Here is an 18,860-nt window from a genome sequence, read left to right on the forward strand (position 1 = left end):
ACAACAAGGGCGAATGCCCGACGTAAAGCGGACAATGATCCGCGTTCCTTCAGGAAGGACTTTATGATGAAAGCAAAGATGATTCTGGGTGCCGTGGTTGCGACCGCGCTGCCCGCTGGCGCCGCACTGGCCAATGAAGGCGAGACGCTGGCACAGGTCAAACAGCGCGGCGAACTGGTCTGCGGTGTGAACCAAGGTCTGGTGGGCTTTGCCGCGCCGGATGCGAATGGCAACTGGTCCGGCTTTGACGTGGCTGTCTGCAAGGCGCTGGCCGCCGCGGTTCTGGGCGATGCGGCCAAGGTCAAATATGTCCCCACCACCGGTCAGACCCGCTTTACCGCGCTGGCCTCGGGCGAGGTGGACGTGCTGGCGCGCAACTCGACCTGGACGTTTTCGCGCGATACCGATCTGAAATTCGATTTTATCGGGGTCAATTATTTTGACGGTCAGGGCTTTATGGTGCGCAAGGATCTGGGTGTGTCCAGCGCCAAGGAACTGGACGGCGCCACCATCTGTATCCAGACCGGCACCACGACCGAGCTGAACCTGGCCGATTACTTCAAGGCCAACAACATGAGCTATCAGCCCGTCAATATCGACAGCAATGCCGAGGGCGAGCAGCAATATCTGGCCGGGGCCTGTGATGCCTATACCACCGATGCATCCGGTCTGGCGGCAACCCGCGCGGCCTTTGCCGACCCGGAAAACCACATCATCCTGCCCGAGATCATCTCGAAAGAGCCGCTTGGCCCGCTGGTGCGTCATGGCGACAATAACTGGGGCGATATCGTGCGCTGGACGCTGTATGCGCTGATCGCCGCCGAGGAATATGGCGTCACATCGGCCAATATCGAGGAACTGGCGAAATCGTCGCAAAACCCCGAGGTCCAGCGGATGCTGGGCAGCACCGACGATCTGGGCAAGATGATCGGTCTGGACAAGGAATGGGCCAAGCGCGCCATCGCCGCCAGCGGCAATTACGGTGAAATTTTCGCCGCCACCATCGGTGAACAGACCCCGATCGGGCTGGCCCGTGGCCTGAATGCGCAATGGACGCAGGGTGGCCTGATGTATGCGATGCCCTTCCGCTGATCGCGCGGATCACATGACGGCAATGTGCGGCCACCGGTCGCGCATTGCCTGAAAAATCACACCGGACGGCACCCGCAGCGGTGAACCCGACGGACCACAGGGAAGACAGATGGAACAGGTTTCAGGCCCGGCGACCCCGCCGTTCCGGCCGTCCATGCTGATTTATGACCAGCGTTACCGCGCCATTACGATTCAGGTCGTGGTGTTCGTGCTGGTCATGGCGGCAGGGTGGTGGCTGATCGACAATACCCTTCGCAATCTGGCGGTGATGGGCAAGGATTTCAGTTTCGATTTCCTGTTCAGCCGCGCCGGATATGACATTCCGCAGGTGCTGATCCCCTATAGCCACGATGACACGCATCTGCGCGCCGCCGTGGTCGGGGTGCTGAACACAATTCTGGTGTCAGTGCTGGGCTGTATCGCGGCGACCTTTCTGGGCATCGCGGTCGGGGTGCTGCGGCTGTCGAATAACTGGCTGATCGCCCGGCTGATGACCATCTATGTCGAGATTTTCCGCAATATCCCGCTGCTTTTGTGGATTTTGGTGATCTTTGCCATCTTTACCGAGGTGATGCCCGCGCCATTGGCCTTTCGCGGCGACAGCCCTTCGGCGCAGATGCTGATGTTTGACAGCGTGGCGCTGACCAACCGCTATACCGCGATTCCGACGCTGGCGATGCATAACGACCCCGGCAGCCTGAACCTTGGCTGGCAGATCAGCGTCAATCTGGCCACGCTGGCCTTTGCGGGGGCGCTGCTGGCGGCGGTGCTGATCCGTCGGGGGCTGCATCGCTGGGCGCAGGGGGTGCAGGACCGTAGCGGCGAACGCCCGGTCATCTGGTGGATGGTGCTGGCGGTGTTTGCCCTGCCGCTGCTGGGGTTGATCTGGTATTTCGGTCTGCATTTCGAACGCCCGGCGCTGAAAGGCTTTAACTTTACCGGCGGCATCAATGTGTCGAACGGGCTGGTTGTTCTGTGGGCGGCGCTGACGCTGTATACCGGCGCCTTTATCGCGGAAATCGTGCGCGCGGGCATTTTGTCGGTCAGCAAGGGCCAGTCCGAGGCCGCCTTTGCGCTGGGGCTGGGGCCGCGCCGGACGATGAATCTGGTGATCCTGCCGCAGGCACTGCGGGTGATCGTGCCGCCGCTGATTTCGCAATATCTGAACCTGACCAAGAACAGCTCTCTGGCGATTGCGGTGGGTTACATGGACCTGAAAGGCACGCTGGGGGGCACCACGCTGAACCAGACCGGGCGAGAGCTGGAGGCCATGGTGCTGATGATGGCGATCTATCTGGTGCTGTCGCTGCTGATCTCGGGGGCGATGAATATCTATAACAACAGCGTCAAACTGAAGGAGCGGTGAGATGAGCGAGATCCACGCCCAAACCGTCCCCTTCCTGCGCGAAACCATGCTGCCGCCCGCCCCGCCCCCCGCGCGGCAGGCCGGGGCGGTCAGATGGCTGCGCGAGAACCTGTTTTCCGGCCCGCTGAACACCGTGTTGACGGTGCTGGGGGTGCTGATCGTCTGGTCGCTGCTGCGCACCGCGTGGCCGTGGCTGTCGCATTCGGTCTGGCACGCCGACAGCCTGCGCGAATGCCGCAGCATCATTGCCGCCAGCTTTGGCGAGGGCACGACCGGCGCCTGCTGGGCCATGCTGCGCGAGCGCTGGAACCAGTTCACCTTCGGCTTCTATCCGCCGGCGCTGTATTGGCGGCCCGTGCTGGCCTTTGCGCTGTTATTCGTGGCCCTGACCCCGGTGCTGTTTTCCGAACGCGCCGCCAATCGCCGCATCATTCTGGCGATCAGCGGTGGGCTGGGGCTGGCGCTGTCATGGGGGTTCGGGGCGCCGGTGCCGGCGCTGGCCCTGCTGGCGGCGGTGCTGGTGCTGGCGGTGGCACTGTCGGAAACCGGGGTGGGGCGGATGCTGGTGCTGACGGCGCTGTATCCGGCGGTGGCCTATTGGCTGTTATGGGGGGGCAGCATCTGGGGGCCGCTGCTGACGGTGCTGGGTTTTGGCATCGGCTATGGCCTGTTGCGGCTGCTGGCCAACCGCGCCTTCATTCTGGCGGTGGTGGTCGCGGTTCTGGCCACGGTGCTGTGGTGGCTGTATGCGGTGGCACCGATTGCGCGCGACCTTGGCAACCTGATGCCGCTGGGTCTGGCGCGGGTGACCTCGGACCAGTTTGGCGGCTTCCTGCTGTCGATCACCATCGGCGTGGCGGGCATCGCCATGTCGCTGCCGCTGGGGATCATTCTGGCGCTGGCGCGGCGGTCGGACATGCCGCTGGTCAAGATGTTCGCGGTGATGTTCATCGAATTCATCCGTGGGGTGCCGCTGATCGCGCTGTTGTTCGTGGCCTCGCTGCTGCTGAACTATTTCCTTCCGCCGGGGACCAGTTTCGACATCATCCTGCGGGTGGTGATCATGGTGACGCTGTTCGCCGCCGCCTATATGGCCGAGGTGATCCGCGGCGGGCTGGCCGCCCTGCCCAAGGGCCAGTACGAGGCCGCCGATGCGCTGGGGCTGGATTACTGGAAGGCGCAGCGGCTGATCATCCTGCCGCAGGCGCTGAAGATCAGCATTCCGGGGATCGTGTCCACCTTTATCGGCATGTTCAAGGACACCACGCTGGTGACCTTCGTGGGCCTGTATGACCCGCTGAAAGCCATGTCCGACACCGTGCGCGCCAGCATCGAATGGAAAGGCATCTATTGGGAGCCTTACATCTTTGTCGGCGTCGTTTTCTTCATCCTGTGCTTTGGCATGTCGCGCTATTCCATGTTCCTGGAGCGCCGGCTGAAGCGCGATCATCATTAAGGGGGCGGGGATGAGCGAACCGCATTTCGACCGCGATATCGACACCAGCCGCATGTGCGTCAGCGACGAAGTGGCGATCCGGATCGCCGGCATGAACAAATGGTATGGCGCGTTTCACGTCCTGCGCGACATCGACCTGACGGTCTGCAAGGGGGAACGCATCGTCATTGCCGGGCCGTCCGGGTCGGGAAAATCGACGCTGATCCGCTGTATCAACCGGCTGGAGGAACACCAGACCGGCAGCATCGTGGTGGACGGGATCGAGCTGACCTCGGACATCAAGAATATCGACAAGGTGCGGTCCGAGGTCGGTATGGTGTTTCAGCATTTCAACCTGTTCCCGCATCTGACGGTGCTGGAAAACTGCACGCTGTCCCCGATCTGGGTGCGCAAGATGCCGCGCAAACAGGCCGAGGAACTGGCGATGCATTATCTGGAAAAGGTGCGCATCCCCGAACAGGCGGGCAAATACCCCGGCCAGTTGTCAGGCGGCCAGCAACAGCGCGTCGCCATCGCCCGCAGCCTGTGTATGCAGCCCAAGATCATGCTGTTCGACGAGCCGACCAGCGCCCTGGACCCCGAGATGATCAAGGAGGTTCTGGACACCATGATCGAACTGGCCGAGGACGGCATGACCATGCTGTGCGTCACGCATGAGATGGGTTTTGCGCAGGCGGTGGCGAACCGGGTGATTTTCATGGATCAGGGGCAGATCGTGGAACAGAACAACCCGCATGATTTCTTTAACAACCCGCAATCCGACCGGACCAAGCTGTTCCTGAGCCAGATTCTGGGGCATTGACGCCGCAGGCGGGGGCGTGCGCCGCCCCCGCACCCCCGGCGGGGTATTTTGACAACGAAGAAGGGGCCGCGAAGGCCCCTTTTTCATGCCCCGAAGCCATAGGTTTCGGTGACATAGTCGATGTCTTTATCGCCGCGTCCCGACAGGTTGATCAGGATCGACTTGCCGGGGTTTTTGGGGGCCTCGCGGATGGCGAAGGCGACGGCATGGGCGCTTTCGAGGGCGGGGATGATGCCTTCGCGGCGCGACAGGCGATAAAAGGCGTCGAGGGCCTCTTTGTCATTGGCGCTGGTATAGCTGGCGCGGCCGGTGCGATACAGATGCGCATGTTCCGGCCCCACGCCCGGATAGTCCAGCCCCGAGGCGACCGTATGCACCGGCGCCGGTTCGCCCTTGTCATCTTTCAGAACCATGGTGCGAAAGCCGTGGATGTCGCCATCTTCGCCATAGGTGATGGTGGCGGCATGATCGCCAAGGCTGGATGAGGTGCCCGCCGGTTCGACCCCGTAAAGTGCGACGTCGGAATCCTCGATAAAGCCGGCGAACATGCCCATCGCGTTGGACCCGCCGCCCACGCAGGCCGCGACCATGTCGGGCAGGTTGCCGGTCATGTCCAGAAACTGTTCGCGGGCCTCGATGCCGACGACATGCTGAAAATCGCGCACGATGCGCGGGAAAGGGTGTGGCCCCACGACCGAGCCGATGGCGAACAATGCCGTATCGGCCTGGTCGATATAACTGGCGAAACAGCTGTCCACGGCCTCTTTCAGGGATCGTCCGCCAAAGCCCACCGGCACGACATTGGCGCCAAGCAGCTTCATCCGGGTGACGTTCGGGGCCTCTTTGGCGATGTCGATTTCGCCCATGTGGATTTCGCATTCCATGCCGAAATAGGCCGCTGCCGTGGCCAGCGCAACGCCGTGCTGGCCAGCACCGGTTTCGGCCATCAGCTTGGTTTTGCCCATGAATTTGGCCAGCAGCGCCTCGCCCATGCAGTGGTTCAGCTTATGCGCGCCGGTGTGGTTCAGATCCTCGCGCTTGGCATAGATCTGGGCACCGCCAAGTTCGGCAGACAGGTTCTTGAGGTAGCTGACAGGCGTCGGGCGGCCCTGAAAATGTTTGCGGATATGGCGCAGTTCCGCAATGAAATCAGCCGAATGCGAGATGCGGTCATAGGCTTCGGCAATGGCTTTGAAATGCGGTTTAAGCGCGGGGGCCAGTTGCGCACCGCCATAATCCCCGAAAAAGCCATCACGCGTCGGGGTTGATTTCAGATAACCCATATTTCCCTCTTGTCGTTAACGTCGCCCGTCGAAGCGGGTGAAATCCAGCACGCTGCCGCTGCGCGGTGTCAGCTGTGACCAGTCGTCGATCTGAAAGTCGACAACCAGCGTCGCCGCGGTGGGATAGCGGCGAAAAGCAGGGTCCACCGGCACCCGCGCAGGCAGCATCGCCGCCAGTTCCGCGATGCCCGGATTATGGCCGATCATCATCACCGTCTGCGCCTGCGCGGTTTTCAGCACCCGCAGCATCATGTCGGGCGCGGCGTGATACAGCGCCTGTTCAACCCGCAATTCCGGCAGGGTTTCGAACGCCGCCAGCGCGGCGCGGTCCCAGGTTTCGCGGGTGCGGGCGGCGGTCGAGCACAGGACCTCTTCGGGGTCATAGCCACGGCTGGCCAGCCAGTCGCCCAATTCACGCGCCGCGCGCCGGCCCCGCGCGTTCAGCGGCCGGTCGTGGTCCGGCATCAGCGGGTCGTCCCAGGCCGATTTGGCGTGGCGGGTCAGGATCAGGCGGCGATACCCCAAAGACGTCATTATGGACCTCGGAACATGGTTCGGATCATGCAAGCGTGACACGCTTGTCACGCTGCGGCAAGCGCCTGCGCGGGGTCACAGCGATTGTTCGCCCTGTCGCAGCCCATGCGGACGGACCCGTGGCTGGCTTGACCGGATCAGGCTGCCGGCCCCGTGTTCGGTGAACAATTCCAGCAAAACGGCGTGTTTGACGCGCCCGTCAAGGATAACCACCGCGCGCACGCCGTCCTCAAGCGCCTTCAGCGCGGTCTCGGTCTTGGGGATCATGCCGCCGGCGATCACGCCATCGGCGGTCATTTGCCGCACCTGCTGGGGGCTGAGCTGGGTCACTACCTGACCCGTATCATCCTTGACCCCCGACACATCGGTCAGCAGCAACAGCCGGTCGGCCCGCAACGCCCCGGCGATGGCCCCGGCGGCGGTGTCGCCATTGACGTTGAAGGTTTCGTTATCGGCCATGCCGGTGGCAACAGGCGCGATGACCGGGATCATCCCGGCGCTGTAAAGGTCGCGGATGATCTGGACGTTCATCTCGACCGGGCGGCCGACAAAGCCCAGTTCAGGGTCGTCCGCCTCGCAGACCATCATGTCGTCATCCTTACCGCTGATGCCGACGGCGCGGCCACCGGCGTCGTTGATGGCCTGAACGATGCGCTTGTTGACCAGCCCCGACAGCACCATTTCCACAACCTGCACGGTTTCCTTGGTGGTCACCCGCTTGCCGCGCACGAAATGGCTGTCGATCCCCAGCTTGCCAAGCAGTTCGTTGATCATCGGGCCGCCGCCATGGACCACCACCGGGTGGATGCCGACCTGTTTCATCAGCACGATATCGCGGGCGAATTCGGCCATATCGGCATCGTCGCCCATTGCATTGCCACCGAATTTGACCACCACCACGGCATCGGCATAGCGCTGCATATAGGGCAGGGCTTCGGACAGGGTGCGGGCGGTGGCGGTCCAGTCAAGCGTCATGTTCTGTTTTCTCATTTCGGCGGCCTTTTCTGACTGGCGACAGGTTAACGGGCGTGCTGGTCCCTGCCAAGCGCCTTCGCCGCATATTGCAGCCGCCCGCCCGCGGCCCTAGCCTGCGGCGGCGATCCGGGGTGCGGCCCCGGCTGAAAAGGGGGTGCCAGATGAGCCACCGCAAGACCTTGCTGCTGACCGGGGCCAGCCGTGGCATCGGCCATGTCACCGCACAGCGTTTCGCCCGCGAGGGCTGGCGCGTCATCACCTGCGCGCGGAATGCGCTGGCCGATGACTGTCCGTGGTCCACCCCCGAGGATCACATCCGCATCGACCTGTCCGACCCCGCCGACACCATCAACGTGATCGAGGCCATTCGCGAACGTCTGGACGGGCGGCTGGACGCGCTGGTCAACAATGCCGGTGTGTCGCCCAAAGGGCCGAATGGCGAAAGGCTGAACAGTATCGACACCGATCTGATGATCTGGGGGCAGGTGTTTCACGTCAACTTCTTTGCCCCCATCGTGCTGGCGCGCGGCTTTCGCGACGAACTGGCGGCGGCGAAGGGGGCGGTGGTGAATGTGACCTCGATCGCGGGCAGCCGGGTGCATCCGTTCGCGGGTGCGGCCTATGCGACCTCGAAAGCGGCGCTGGCCGCGCTGACGCGGGAAATGGCGCATGACTTCGGGCCGCTGGGGGTGCGCGTCAATGCCATTGCCCCCGGTGAGGTCGAAACCTCGATCCTGTCGCCGGGCACCGAAAAGATCGTGCGGACCCTGCCATTGCGGCGTCTGGGCCAGCCGTCCGAGGTGGCCGAAGTGATCTGGTTTCTGTGTTCGGATGGCGCCAGCTATGTCACCGGCACCGAGATCGAGGTCAATGCCGGCCAGCATGTCTGAGGGCCAGCAGATCCGAACGGCAGCAGGCCCGAACGGTCAGTCCGTGGTCAGCCCGGCGATAATGGCGCGCAGCGTGGCGATGCCCTGCGATTTGTCGGACGAGGTCACGACCAGCTCGGGATAGGCGGCGGGGTGTTTCTGAAGCTCGGCCTCGACCTGCGCCAGCGTTTGCGCCATGGCCTGCGGGCCAATCTTGTCGGCCTTGGTCATCACCACCTGAAACGGCACGGCGGACCGGTCCAGCAGGGTCATGATCTCGTGATCGACGGGTTTGACGCCGTGGCGCGAATCAATCAGGCAAAACGCGCGGCGCAGGGTTGGGCGCCCGGCCAGATAGGCCTTCAGCAGCGCCTGCCATTTGGCCACCACCGCCACCGGCGCCTTGGCAAAGCCATAGCCCGGCAGGTCGACCAGATAAGCGCGGTCATCCAAGGCGAAATAGTTGATTTCCTGCGTCCGGCCCGGCGTATTCGATGCCCGCGCCAGTCCTTTTCGCCCGGTCAGCGCGTTGATCAGGCTGGATTTCCCGACATTCGAGCGTCCGGCGAAACAGACCTCGGGGCGGTCGGCCGGGGGCAGGCCGTCCATGGCGACCACGCCCTTGACGAAATCGACCGGCCCGGCGAACAGCAGGCGGGCCTCCTCGGCGCGGTCGGCTTCGGGTTCGGGGGCTTGGGGAAAGGCGACTTTCACGACGCGACCTCGTCTTCAAGGGCGATCTCGCCCGGTTGGATAACCTCGGCATAGATGCCGAAGGCGCGGTCGCCATTCACCTGCGCCAGCAGGGCCAGCATATCGGTATCGGGCTGGCCGGTGCGGCTGTCGACATGGGTGGCGGCGCAGCGGTTGATCGGTTCGACCACGCGCAGCCGGGCAGGGCCGATGCGCAGGGTCTGCCCCATCATCCCGCGTTCGGCCCATGGCTGCCAGCCACGCACCCACAGATTGCCGCGCCAGCGATCGGTGCCGAAATCGCGCCCCCCCGCCTGTGACAGCGCAGCAAGGCTGTCCAGCGACAGGACCGAGATATAGGGCTGGGGCACATCGGTCAGCGCCTGCGGCCCACGCAGCAATTGCGCCGGGGCGGGCTTGTCAGCGGGCCAGAACGGCGCCAGCCAGTCCAGCAGCTGCGCGCCCCCGGTCGCGGGGTCAAAGACCAGCGGTTCAGCACGGGGGTGGGTCAGGCGCAGCCGCCCGTTCTGCCAGCCGCCGCGAATGGCCTGAAGGTCAGGGGCCGCCGCACCGCGCAGAAACGCCGCCTTGGGCAGCCATTTCGTCAGCGCCCCGTCTTGCAGATGCGACAGGGCCGCCGCGTGCAGCACGGCCCATTCGCGGTCGCCCGGCAGCGGCTGCGCCACCGACAGCGCGACGCGGTCCAGCGTCTCGCCGCCGATGGATTTGACCGGAAACCGGTCGATCCGCGCCAGACGGGCGGTCATTTTCGCCGCACTTTCAGGCTGTCTTTGATATTGCCGAACAGCTGCGGCGGGTGACCATGCATCGACATGATGGTGTATTGCTGGATGATGGTGATGATGTTGTTGGTGATCCAGTACAGCACCAGCCCGGCGGCAAAGCCCCCCAGCATGAACATGAACACCCACGGCATCCACGCAAAGATCATCTTTTGCGCGGGGTCGGTGGGGGCGGGGTTCAGCTTTTGCTGCACCCACATGCTGATGCCCAGAATGATCGCCAGCACCGGCAGCGAGAAGGTGTGCAGCAGGGTGCCCTGCGCCGGCGCATCCCAGGGCAGCAGACCAAACAGGTTCAGCAGGCTGGTGGGGTCGGGGGCCGAAAGGTCGCGGATCCAGCCAAGCCAGGGCGCGTGGCGCAGCTCGATCGTGACGAAAATCACCTTGTAGAGCGAAAAGAAGATCGGGATCTGCAACAGCATCGGCAGGCAGCCTGCGGCGGGGTTGACCTTTTCCCGCTTGTAAAGGGCCATGACCTCTTGCTGGTATTTCATCTTGTCATCGCCGGTGCGTTCTTTCAGCGCCTCCATCTGGGGCTGCAATTCGCGCATCCTGGCCATCGAGATATAGGATTTGCGGGCCAGCGGGAACACCAGCGCCTTCAGCACGAAGGTCAGGGCGATGATCGACCAGCCCATATTGCCGATAAAGCCATGCAGCCAGTGCAGCACGCTGAAGATTGGCTTGGTCAGGAAATAGAACCAGCCCCAGTCGACCGCATCCACAAAGCGGGCGATGCCGGGCGTTTCCTGATAGCCGCGCAAGGTCTCGACAACCTTGGCGCCCGCGAACAGATAAGTGGTCGAGGAGGCGCTGTTGCCGGGGGTGACGGTCTGAACCGGCAGCCGGGCCTCGGTCTGATAGATATCGGCGCCCGGCGCGTATTTGATGACCGAGCGGAAGGGCTGACCCGGCGCGGGCGCCAGCGTGGTCATCCAGTATTTGTCGGTAAAACCGATCCAGCCGTTTTCCGCCACATCCGCGATCTTGGCGCGGCCTTCGGCGCCGGCCTGATCGAAATCGGCAATGCTTTTGTATTTTTCCTCATCCAGCTTGCCGTCGGACATGGCGATGGCGCCCTCGTGCAGGACAAAGAAATTCTGGGTATCAGGCGTACCGTGGCGGGCGATGATGCCATAGGGCGCCGCGCTGAACGCGGCAGTGCCGTTATTGGTGAGCGATTGGCTGACGGTGAACAGGAACTTGTCGTCGATCTGGAAGCTGCGGCGGAAGACCTGCCCGGCGCCATTGTCCCAGACCAGCGTCACCGGCTTGCCCGGTGCCAGCGTGTCGCCGGATTCGACCGACCACAGGGTGCCCGGACCGGGGACCAGCGACGGGTCGGTGCCCGCCGCGGGGGACCAGCCATACACCGCGTAATAGGGTTTGGTCAGCGGGCCTTGCGCCGCGTCGTCCGGCTGACCGCCCGTGGGCGACAACAGCCGGACGAAAGGCGATTTCGGGTCCAGTGCTTCGCGGTAATCGGCCAGCAGCAGATCGTCCACACGACCGCCCGCCAGCGAGATCGAGCCTTTCAGCGAGGGGGTGTCGATCTGAACCCGTCCGGCGGCGGCGACCTTGTCGTCGGAACCGGCGGTGGTTGCCGCAGGCGCCGTTGTCCCGGTCTGGGCCGAGGGGGCCTGCGGGCTGTCCGGCGCGATCTGGGCGGTTTGCGTTGCCGGTTCGGGCTGGTTGGGCTGTTCAGGGGCGAAAACAGTATACCAGACCACGATCACCAGAAACGACAGCACCGTCGCCAGGATCAGATTGCGGTTGTTATCGTCCATTGCGTCACCGTCTCGCGTGGGGGAAATGCTGGGCCGGTTCAACAGAAGGGGCACCGAAAGGTCAAGTGCTGTGAGGCCTTTCGGGGTGTTTTACGGCATTTTGAGGGCGTTCAGACCCCTTGCTGCCGTCATTGCGGGTCTGCGCCCCTAGCTGGCGATGTTGCGCAGGCGGGGCAGTTCGCCCTGACGGTTGTCATGACATTGCAGGAAGGTCATGGTCTGGGCCAGCGTCAGCGGGGCCGCGATGGCATAGCCCTGCACCTCGTGACAGCCGATCTGGGCCAGAAAATAATGCTCGTCCCGCGTCTCGACCCCTTCGGCCACCACATGCAGGTCCAGATGATCGGCCAGCGCCAGAATGGCCAGAATCATCCGCTGACGTTCAGGGTCGTCGGCACAGCCGGTGATAAAGCTGCGGTCGATCTTGAGGCGCTGGGCACTGAACTGGCGAATGCTGTCCAGCGTGGTGCATCCGGTGCCGAAATCGTCAAGGTCAATGCGACAGCCTGCCCGCGCCAGCCGACGCAGGTTGTCGATGCAGGTTTCATCCGCGTTCAGCGGGTTCAGGTGTTCGGGCACCTCGATCACCAGACGGCTGGCCCCCACCTCGAGCCGGTCAAGTTCCCACAGGATGAAATCGACGAAAGCCGGCTGTCTGAGGTCGTGCGGCGAGACATTGATCGACACGGTCGGCACCCGCCACCCGGCCTTTTCCCAGCTGCGCAGCGCCGACAGCGCCTGCGTCAGCATGGCCTGCGTCAGCTGGATGTGATCGGCGGCGCTGAGGGCGGGCAGGAACTGGCCCGGCGCGACGATGCCCTGTGCCGGGTCGTCAATGCGTGCCAATGCCTCGAACCCGGTGACGGTGCCGGTGTCACAACAGATCTGGGGCTGGAAATAGGCCAGCAGCCGTCCCGAGGCGATCAGCGAAGTCATGTCGTTGCGCCGGGGAATGATGGACTGTCCTGACGGTCCGGGCTGGTGTGCGCAGACCCCCGGCACCGGGTGGCCGCGCCCCGGCTGCGACCGGCGGGAAAGGCGGTCGGAACCGAGGCGAAGCAGGCGGGAAAACAAAGCAATCATTACAAAAACCACGGGCTGAGTTGTCAGGACATCCCACCCATACCCCCAAAAGGTTTTTGTTCCGTTAAAGTTCCCCCAAATTCGGGACCGGATTTTCATTAAAATTCGAACGATCCGTGCCGGCCTGCGGCATCAGCGCCGCAAAATCGAACAGTTTCGGATCGGCCAGATGCGAAGGCCGGGTGTTCATCAGCGCCCGGAACATCACCTGACGCCGCCCCGGCGTGCGCTTTTCCCAGTCGTCCAGCAGCGCCTTGACCTGCATCCGTTGCAGGCCTTCCTGACTGCCGCACAGGTCGCAGGGGATGATCGGGTAATGCATGGCGCGGGCGAATCGGTCACAGTCGGCCTCGGCTACGAAGGCCAGCGGGCGCAGGACAAACAGATCGCCTTCCTCGTTCAGCAGCTTGGGCGGCATGGTTGCCAGCCGCCCGCCGTGAAACAGGTTCATGAAGAAGGTTTCCAGAATATCGTCGCGGTGATGCCCCAGCACGACGGCGGTGCAGCCCTCTTCGCGGGCAATGCGATACAGGTTTCCGCGCCGCAGCCGCGAACACAGCGAACACATGGTTCCGCCCGGCGCGATCTTGTCGGTGACGATGGAATATGTGTCCTGATATTCAACGCGATGGGTGACGCCGCGTTCGGTCAGAAACGCCGGCAGCACGGTCGAGGGAAAGCCCGGCTGACCCTGATCGAGGTTGCAGGCCAGCAAATCGACCGGCAGCAGCCCGCGCCATTTCAGTTCATGCAGAATCGCCAGCAGGGTATAGCTGTCCTTGCCGCCCGACAGGCAGACCAGCCAGCGGTCGCCGGGGCGGGCCATGGCATAGGTGTCGATGGCGGCGCGCACCTCCCGGACCAGACGTTTGCGCAGCTTGCGAAACTCGGTCGAGGTGGGGGCGCCGTGAAACAGCGGGTGGATCTCGGCCGCGATGTCATGGGCCAGATCGTCTTGGGCGTCACTCATGCGGATACCAGTTTTGCGATGGTCCAGCCGGTCAGGGCGATCAGCCCCAAAGCGGCGATGATAATAACGGCCAGCCCCAGCCAGACCCGCCGTGGCCGGTCAGTCATGATGCCCACCGCAACGGTCAGGACCGTGGTCACAGCGACCCGGCGGCACCGGGTCATAGCCATGCCCGCCCCACGGGTTGCAGCGGATGATGCGCCGCGCCGCCAGCCAGCCGCCACGCAGGGCGCCGTGCTTTTCCAGCGCCTCCAGCGCATAGGCCGAACAGGTCGGCTGAAAGCGGCAGCCATGGCCGATCCAGGGCGACAGCAGCAGGCGATAGGCGCGCACGGGCAGCGAAAAAACATAGGCCAGCGGTGTCATGCATCCCCCTTGCCGCCATCCGGGGCGGGTCCGCGCGGGGCATGGATGCGGCCAAGCGCCTGTCGCAGATCGTCCAGCAGGGCGGCGAAATCGCGGTTGATGGTGCTGTCGGGGCGGCCAACCAGAACATAGTCCCAGCCCGGATGTGCGGCCTGTGGCAGGATCTGGCGCGCGACCTCGCGCAGGCGGCGCTTGGCGCGGTTGCGCGCAACCGCGTTTCCCAGCTTTTTCGAGCAGGTATAGCCAATGCGAATCGACGCATCGCCGGTTTCGGACGGGTCGCGGCGGCGGGCCTGCAACAGAAAGCCCGGCATCCCCTGACGACGCGCGCGTGCGGCGCGCAGAAAATCGGCGCGCTGGCGCAGCACGGTGATCGCCGGGGGCGATGCGGGGGCCGATACAGGCGGGGCCGACGCAGGAAAAGCCGCCGCGCCCGACCCGGACGGCTGGCCTTTCGGTTCAGCGGCACGGTGCAGGCGCGGCGGCATCATCCGGTCAGTCGGCGGGGGTGACCCCGCCAGCATTGTCAGGCCGACAGACGCTTGCGGCCCTTGGCGCGGCGGGCGTTCAGCACGCGGCGACCGCCTTTGGTTGCCATGCGGGCGCGAAAGCCGTGACGGCGCGCGCGAACAAGGTTCGACGGCTGGAAAGTGCGCTTCATTGATCCACTCCGGTTTGCGGTGGCGCACAGGCAACAGGACAAGGCCCTGCGCAACGCGCCGGTTATTCGAAGCCCGGTGGATAGGCGAGGCTTGTGCCCAAGTCAACCGTCATGGCAAAACTTTGCTGCATGGAACCGCCCCGACCGCGCATTTGTTTCAAAGCGGGGCGTCTGAGGTTAGGACTTGCGTAACCATACGCACGTCCCGGAGGATTATGAAGCTGAATACTTTGTCAGGGCGATTCGCCGCGGTCACGATTATTTTCGTGCTGCTGGCCGAATTGTTCATTCTGGTCCCGTCGCTGGCCAACTTCCGGCTGGACGAGCTTGAATCGCGGCTTGAGCGCGCGCAGATCGCCAGCCTTGCACGGTTGACGACGGATGATTCGCTGTCAGGCGATGTCGAATCCGAGCTGTTGCAGAATGCCGGCGTGTTCAACGTGGTGCTGCGGCGCAATGACGTGCGGCAACTGGTGCTGGCCTCGCCGCTGCCGCAGCCGATTTCCGCGACCTATGACCTGCGTGAAATGACCATGATTCAGGCGATGCATGACGCGCTGCTGCAATTGTGGCAGCCGGGCAACCAGATCGTGCGGGTCATTGGCCAGCCGGTCAACGGCGCCGGGCAGCTGATCGAGATCACCACCGCCACCGCCCCGCTGCGGCAGGCGATGGTCGAATTCGGGCTGCGGCTGCTGACCCTGTCGGCGGCGTTTTCCATCCTGACCGCGCTGCTGCTGAATTTCGCTGCGCAGCGCCTGATCGTGTGCCCGATTCGCCGCGTTGTCGACCACATGGCCGCCTATGCCCATGCGCCGCAGGATGCGCGCGCCATCATTGCCCCCACCGCCCGCGTGGCCGAACTGCGCGAGGCCGAATCGGCGCTGGCGGCAATGCAGACCACGCTGACGCTGGCGCTGAAGCAAAAGGACCGGCTGGCGCAGCTGGGGCAGGCAGTGGCCAAGATCAGCCACGATCTGCGCAACATCCTGACCACATCGCAGATCTTTGCCGACCGGCTTGAGGACAGCGCTGACCCCGCCGTGCGCCGCGCCGCGCCCAAGCTGCTGAACTCGATCAGCCGCGCGGTCAATCTGTGCGAAACCACGCTGGCCTTCGGCAAGGCCGAGGAACCGGCCCCCACGCTGTCGCGCTTTGGGCTGGCCCCTCTGGTCCAGGAGGTGGCCGAGGCCGAAACCCTTGGCGGCAGTGGCGGGATCGAGTTCATTCTGGACATCCCCCGCACCCTGACCGTGCGCGCCGACCGCGAACAGCTGTATCGCGTGCTGTCCAACCTGACCCGCAACGCCCGGCAGGCGATCGAGGGCACCGGCCAGCCCGGCACCATCGAGATCGGCGCCGGGGAAGGCGATTCGGAATGGTGGATACGGCTTGGCGATACCGGGCCGGGCCTGCCGCAGAAGGCGCGCGAGGATCTGTTCCGCCCCTTTGCCGCCGGCGGTCGCAAGGGCGGCACCGGTCTGGGCCTTGCCATCGCGTCCGAACTGATCGCCGGGCATGGCGGTCGTCTGGATCTGGTGCGCAGCGATGCCGAAGGCACGGAATTCATGATCCATCTGCCCCGCGATCTGGTCATCAACCCGTCGCTGGCGGCGGTGCTGGAAGAAAATTCGCAAATCTGATCTTTTCCTCTTGCCAACCCCCACCACCGGGGTTAGTTAGCCGCCCTACAGCGGACCCGTAGCTCAGCTGGATAGAGCACCAGACTACGAATCTGGGGGTCGGGCGTTCGAATCGCTCCGGGTCCGCCATTTCTTTTCCAGACATTTTCAGACGCGGCGCTTTGCGACATCAGCTTGACGTCAAAGCATTTGGTGCGCTTTGCGGCCTGTCTGTCATGCCGCGTTGCACGGGTCTGTGCAGGCCGCTGCGACACCCCGGCTGTGGGCATGGTTGAATACGCTCGGCAAGGCGCCATTTTTTCCGTCGTTATGCTTGCTGTCCGGGGGCGCGGCTGTCTGGTTGCGCGATGGGTGCCTCTATATCCGACAAAAATAATTTGACAAAACTGATCAAAAACGTCAGGTTGCCGGTGTTGAATCAAGGAATTGTGGGGGCCCTATGAAAACGACCCGTTTCCCGCTTGCGGCGATCCTGCTGTGTGGCACCGCTGCCGGCGCGCTGGCGGCTGACGCCACGCCCGATGCCGTTGTTACCCATTACGCCGATATTGCCGCCGCCGCTTATGGCGACAGCCTTGGCGCTGCGCAGGGGCTGAAACAGGCCGTGGACGCCTTTGTGGCTGCGCCTTCGGCGGAAACGCTGACCGCCGCGCGCAAGGCCTGGACCGCTGCGCGCGTGCCCTATCAGCAGACCGAGGCGTTCCGGTTCGGCAATGCCATCGTCGATGACTGGGAAGGCCGCGTGAATGCTTGGCCCCTTGACGAGGGGCTGATCGACTATGTCGCGGAAGACACCCCCAGCGCCGAAGATAACGAACTGGCGCAGCTGAACATTATCGCCAACCCATCGCTGACCGTGGGCGCCGATACGGTCGACGCGTCCGCGATCACCCCCGATCTGATCCGCCACCTGCACGAGGCTGGCGGGATCGAGGCGAATGTCGCATCCGGCTATCATGCGATCGAATTTCTGCTGTGGGGGCAGGACCTGAACGGCACCGGTCCCGGTGCGGGCGACCGCCCCTATACCGATTTCGTGCAGGGCGGGGATTGCACCGGTGGCAATTGCGACCGCCGCGCCGATTATCTGGTTGCCGCGACCGATCTGCTGATCGCGGATCTTGAGGAAATGGTCGCCAACTGGTCCGCCGATGGCGCCGCGCGCAAGGGTGTCACCGACGACCCCAAGGCCGGGCTGAACGCCATGCTGACCGGCATGGGCAGCCTGTCCTATGGCGAGCAGGCGGGCGAGCGGATGAAGCTGGGCCTGATGCTGAACGACCCCGAGGAAGAGCATGACTGTTTCTCGGACCAGACGCATTTCAGCCATTATTATGACGGTCTGGGCATTCAGAACGTCTATCTGGGGCGCTATGTCCGCACCGACGGCACCGAACTGACCGGTCCTTCGCTGTCTGAACTGGTGGCGGCCAGCGATCCGGCGGTCGATGCCGCGCTGAAGGACGATCTGTCGGCCACCATGCAGGCCCTGACCGCGCTGCGCGACAAGGCCGAGGGCGGCATGGCCTATGACATGATGCTGGCGCCCGGCAATGCCGAGGGCGAGGCCGCCATCATGGCGGGCGTGGACGGGCTGGTGAAACAGACCAAATCCATCGAACGCGCGGTCGCCGCGCTGGGGCTGAACAGCATTGCGTTTGAAGGTTCGGACAGCCTCGACAACCCCAATGCCGTGTTCCAGTAAAAAGGGATAATCGCCATGATGGTCTGTCACTGTATGCAGATCAGCGATCACGACATTCGCGCTGCGGTCCGCTGGATGCGGTCCGCGGACCCCGACACCATCGTGACGCCCGGCAAGATCTATCACGCGCTGGGCAAGCGGGCTGATTGTGGCGGTTGTATGAAATTGTTTGTCTCGACCATGCGGGCATCCGATGGCTATGCTGTCGAGACCGGGCAGCCCGCAGTGCCGGCCATTCTGACCGGAATGCGCAGGGCCGCCCATGGCTAATTGAAAGGACGTATCATGAAAGGCGACGCAAAGGTTGTTGAATACCTTAACGCAGCACTTCGTTCGGAACTGACCGCGGTCAGCCAGTACTGGCTGCATTACCGCCTGCAAGAGGACTGGGGCTATGGCCGCATTGCCGACAAGTCCCGCGCCGAATCCATCGAGGAAATGAACCACGCTGACCGCCTGATTCAGCGCATCATTTTCCTTGAGGGCCACCCGAACCTGCAAAAGCTGGACCCGCTGCGCATCGGCCAGACCATCCGCGAAACGATGGAGGCCGATCTGGCCGGCGAACACGATGCCCGCACCCTGTATATCGAGGCCCGCGACCACTGTGAAAAGGTCGGGGATTATGTCTCGAAGGCGTTGTTCGAGGATCTGATCGCGGATGAGGAAGGCCATATCGACTTCCTCGAAACCCAGATCAGCCTGCATGACCGCCTGGGCGAGCAGAATTACGGCCTGCTGAACGCCAAACCGGCAAACGAGGCCGAATGAT

Annotated in this window: 20 protein-coding genes and 1 tRNA gene; 10 read left to right on the forward strand and 11 right to left on the reverse strand. The window is 63.8% G+C overall.

All coding sequences use genetic code 11. The features are described from left to right. The first annotated feature begins 66 nt into the window (after positions 1 to 66). From ACFXP9_RS00190 to ACFXP9_RS00205, 4 genes are all read left to right on the forward strand, one after another. The gene (locus ACFXP9_RS00190; protein WP_397207526.1) at positions 67 to 1,092 is read left to right on the forward strand and encodes an amino acid ABC transporter substrate-binding protein; all 1,026 of its coding nucleotides are present in this window, start codon (positions 67 to 69) and stop codon (positions 1,090 to 1,092) included. 109 nt (positions 1,093 to 1,201) lie between these two features. Continuing rightward, the gene (locus ACFXP9_RS00195) at positions 1,202 to 2,458 is read left to right on the forward strand and encodes an amino acid ABC transporter permease (RefSeq protein WP_397207528.1); all 1,257 of its coding nucleotides are present in this window, start codon (positions 1,202 to 1,204) and stop codon (positions 2,456 to 2,458) included. 1 nt (position 2,459) lies between these two features. Next, positions 2,460 to 3,914 (forward strand): amino acid ABC transporter permease, encoded by a 1,455-nt coding sequence (locus ACFXP9_RS00200; RefSeq protein ID WP_397207530.1) that lies wholly within the window; start codon positions 2,460 to 2,462, stop codon positions 3,912 to 3,914. Positions 3,915 to 3,924: 10 nt separating this feature from the next. Beyond that, a complete protein-coding gene (locus ACFXP9_RS00205) occupies positions 3,925 to 4,716 on the forward strand; it encodes an amino acid ABC transporter ATP-binding protein (protein ID WP_397207532.1) in 792 nt (263 codons plus the stop codon). 83 nt (positions 4,717 to 4,799) lie between these two features. On the opposite strand, the gene trpB is transcribed toward ACFXP9_RS00205, so the two are convergent. The 3 genes from trpB to argB all read right to left on the reverse strand — a co-directional run bounded on the left by trpB (position 4,800) and on the right by argB (position 7,508). Further along, the gene (gene trpB / locus ACFXP9_RS00210; protein WP_397207534.1) at positions 4,800 to 5,999 is read right to left on the reverse strand and encodes a tryptophan synthase subunit beta; all 1,200 of its coding nucleotides are present in this window, start codon (positions 5,997 to 5,999) and stop codon (positions 4,800 to 4,802) included. A gap of 15 nt (positions 6,000 to 6,014) precedes the next feature. Then, positions 6,015 to 6,533, reverse strand: a complete 519-nt coding sequence (locus tag ACFXP9_RS00215) for a SixA phosphatase family protein (RefSeq protein ID WP_397207536.1) — start codon at positions 6,531 to 6,533, stop codon at positions 6,015 to 6,017. Positions 6,534 to 6,608: 75 nt separating this feature from the next. Then, positions 6,609 to 7,508 (reverse strand): acetylglutamate kinase, encoded by a 900-nt coding sequence (gene argB / locus ACFXP9_RS00220; RefSeq protein ID WP_397208162.1) that lies wholly within the window; start codon positions 7,506 to 7,508, stop codon positions 6,609 to 6,611. Positions 7,509 to 7,669: 161 nt separating this feature from the next. Here argB and ACFXP9_RS00225 point away from each other — a divergent pair, with 161 nt between their 5' ends. Next, a complete protein-coding gene (locus tag ACFXP9_RS00225) occupies positions 7,670 to 8,398 on the forward strand; it encodes an SDR family NAD(P)-dependent oxidoreductase (protein WP_397207538.1) in 729 nt (242 codons plus the stop codon). Positions 8,399 to 8,434: 36 nt separating this feature from the next. Here the strand turns inward: ACFXP9_RS00225 and yihA are convergent, their stop codons facing one another. The 8 genes from yihA to rpmH all read right to left on the reverse strand — a co-directional run bounded on the left by yihA (position 8,435) and on the right by rpmH (position 14,740). Then, on the reverse strand, positions 8,435 to 9,091 hold the full coding sequence (yihA, locus tag ACFXP9_RS00230; protein WP_397207540.1) for a ribosome biogenesis GTP-binding protein YihA/YsxC: 657 nt from the start codon (positions 9,089 to 9,091) through the stop codon (positions 8,435 to 8,437). Then, positions 9,088 to 9,837, reverse strand: coding sequence for an MOSC domain-containing protein (locus ACFXP9_RS00235; RefSeq protein ID WP_397207542.1), 750 nt, complete (start codon positions 9,835 to 9,837; stop codon positions 9,088 to 9,090). Before ACFXP9_RS00235 ends, yihA begins: the two co-directional genes overlap by 4 nt. After that, positions 9,834 to 11,660 (reverse strand): membrane protein insertase YidC, encoded by a 1,827-nt coding sequence (gene yidC / locus ACFXP9_RS00240; protein WP_397207544.1) that lies wholly within the window; start codon positions 11,658 to 11,660, stop codon positions 9,834 to 9,836. The genes ACFXP9_RS00235 and yidC overlap by 4 nt, the downstream gene beginning before the upstream one ends. Positions 11,661 to 11,807: 147 nt before the next feature. Continuing rightward, complete coding sequence (locus ACFXP9_RS00245; protein WP_397207546.1) at positions 11,808 to 12,596, reverse strand: EAL domain-containing protein; 789 nt, start codon at positions 12,594 to 12,596, stop codon at positions 11,808 to 11,810. Positions 12,597 to 12,807: 211 nt separating this feature from the next. Beyond that, positions 12,808 to 13,713, reverse strand: a complete 906-nt coding sequence (gene ttcA / locus ACFXP9_RS00250) for a tRNA 2-thiocytidine(32) synthetase TtcA (protein WP_397207548.1) — start codon at positions 13,711 to 13,713, stop codon at positions 12,808 to 12,810. Positions 13,714 to 13,812: 99 nt separating this feature from the next. Continuing rightward, entirely contained in the window at positions 13,813 to 14,079 is a 267-nt protein-coding gene (gene yidD / locus ACFXP9_RS00255) for a membrane protein insertion efficiency factor YidD (RefSeq protein ID WP_397207550.1), read from the reverse strand. After that, complete coding sequence (rnpA, locus tag ACFXP9_RS00260; RefSeq protein WP_397207552.1) at positions 14,076 to 14,570, reverse strand: ribonuclease P protein component; 495 nt, start codon at positions 14,568 to 14,570, stop codon at positions 14,076 to 14,078. Before rnpA ends, yidD begins: the two co-directional genes overlap by 4 nt. A 35-nt stretch (positions 14,571 to 14,605) precedes the next feature. Continuing rightward, positions 14,606 to 14,740, reverse strand: a complete 135-nt coding sequence (gene rpmH / locus ACFXP9_RS00265) for a 50S ribosomal protein L34 (RefSeq protein WP_028725980.1) — start codon at positions 14,738 to 14,740, stop codon at positions 14,606 to 14,608. A 215-nt stretch (positions 14,741 to 14,955) separates the two neighbouring features. Between rpmH and ACFXP9_RS00270 the strand changes: the two genes are divergently transcribed. The 5 genes from ACFXP9_RS00270 (at position 14,956) to bfr (ending at position 18,859) form a co-directional block, all read left to right on the forward strand. After that, the gene (locus ACFXP9_RS00270; RefSeq protein WP_397207554.1) at positions 14,956 to 16,383 is read left to right on the forward strand and encodes a sensor histidine kinase; all 1,428 of its coding nucleotides are present in this window, start codon (positions 14,956 to 14,958) and stop codon (positions 16,381 to 16,383) included. A gap of 52 nt (positions 16,384 to 16,435) precedes the next feature. After that, positions 16,436 to 16,512: transfer RNA gene (locus tag ACFXP9_RS00275), tRNA-Arg, on the forward strand. A gap of 310 nt (positions 16,513 to 16,822) precedes the next feature. Further along, complete coding sequence (locus ACFXP9_RS00280; RefSeq protein WP_397207556.1) at positions 16,823 to 18,088, forward strand: imelysin family protein; 1,266 nt, start codon at positions 16,823 to 16,825, stop codon at positions 18,086 to 18,088. Positions 18,089 to 18,103: 15 nt separating this feature from the next. Next, on the forward strand, positions 18,104 to 18,358 hold the full coding sequence (locus ACFXP9_RS00285; RefSeq protein WP_397207558.1) for a (2Fe-2S)-binding protein: 255 nt from the start codon (positions 18,104 to 18,106) through the stop codon (positions 18,356 to 18,358). A gap of 15 nt (positions 18,359 to 18,373) precedes the next feature. After that, positions 18,374 to 18,859, forward strand: coding sequence for a bacterioferritin (gene bfr, locus ACFXP9_RS00290; RefSeq protein WP_397207560.1), 486 nt, complete (start codon positions 18,374 to 18,376; stop codon positions 18,857 to 18,859). The last annotated feature ends 1 nt before the right edge of the window (position 18,860 follow it).

It is taken from the genome of Paracoccus jiaweipingae (assembly GCF_044335505.1).
Lineage (GTDB): Bacteria > Pseudomonadota > Alphaproteobacteria > Rhodobacterales > Rhodobacteraceae > Paracoccus.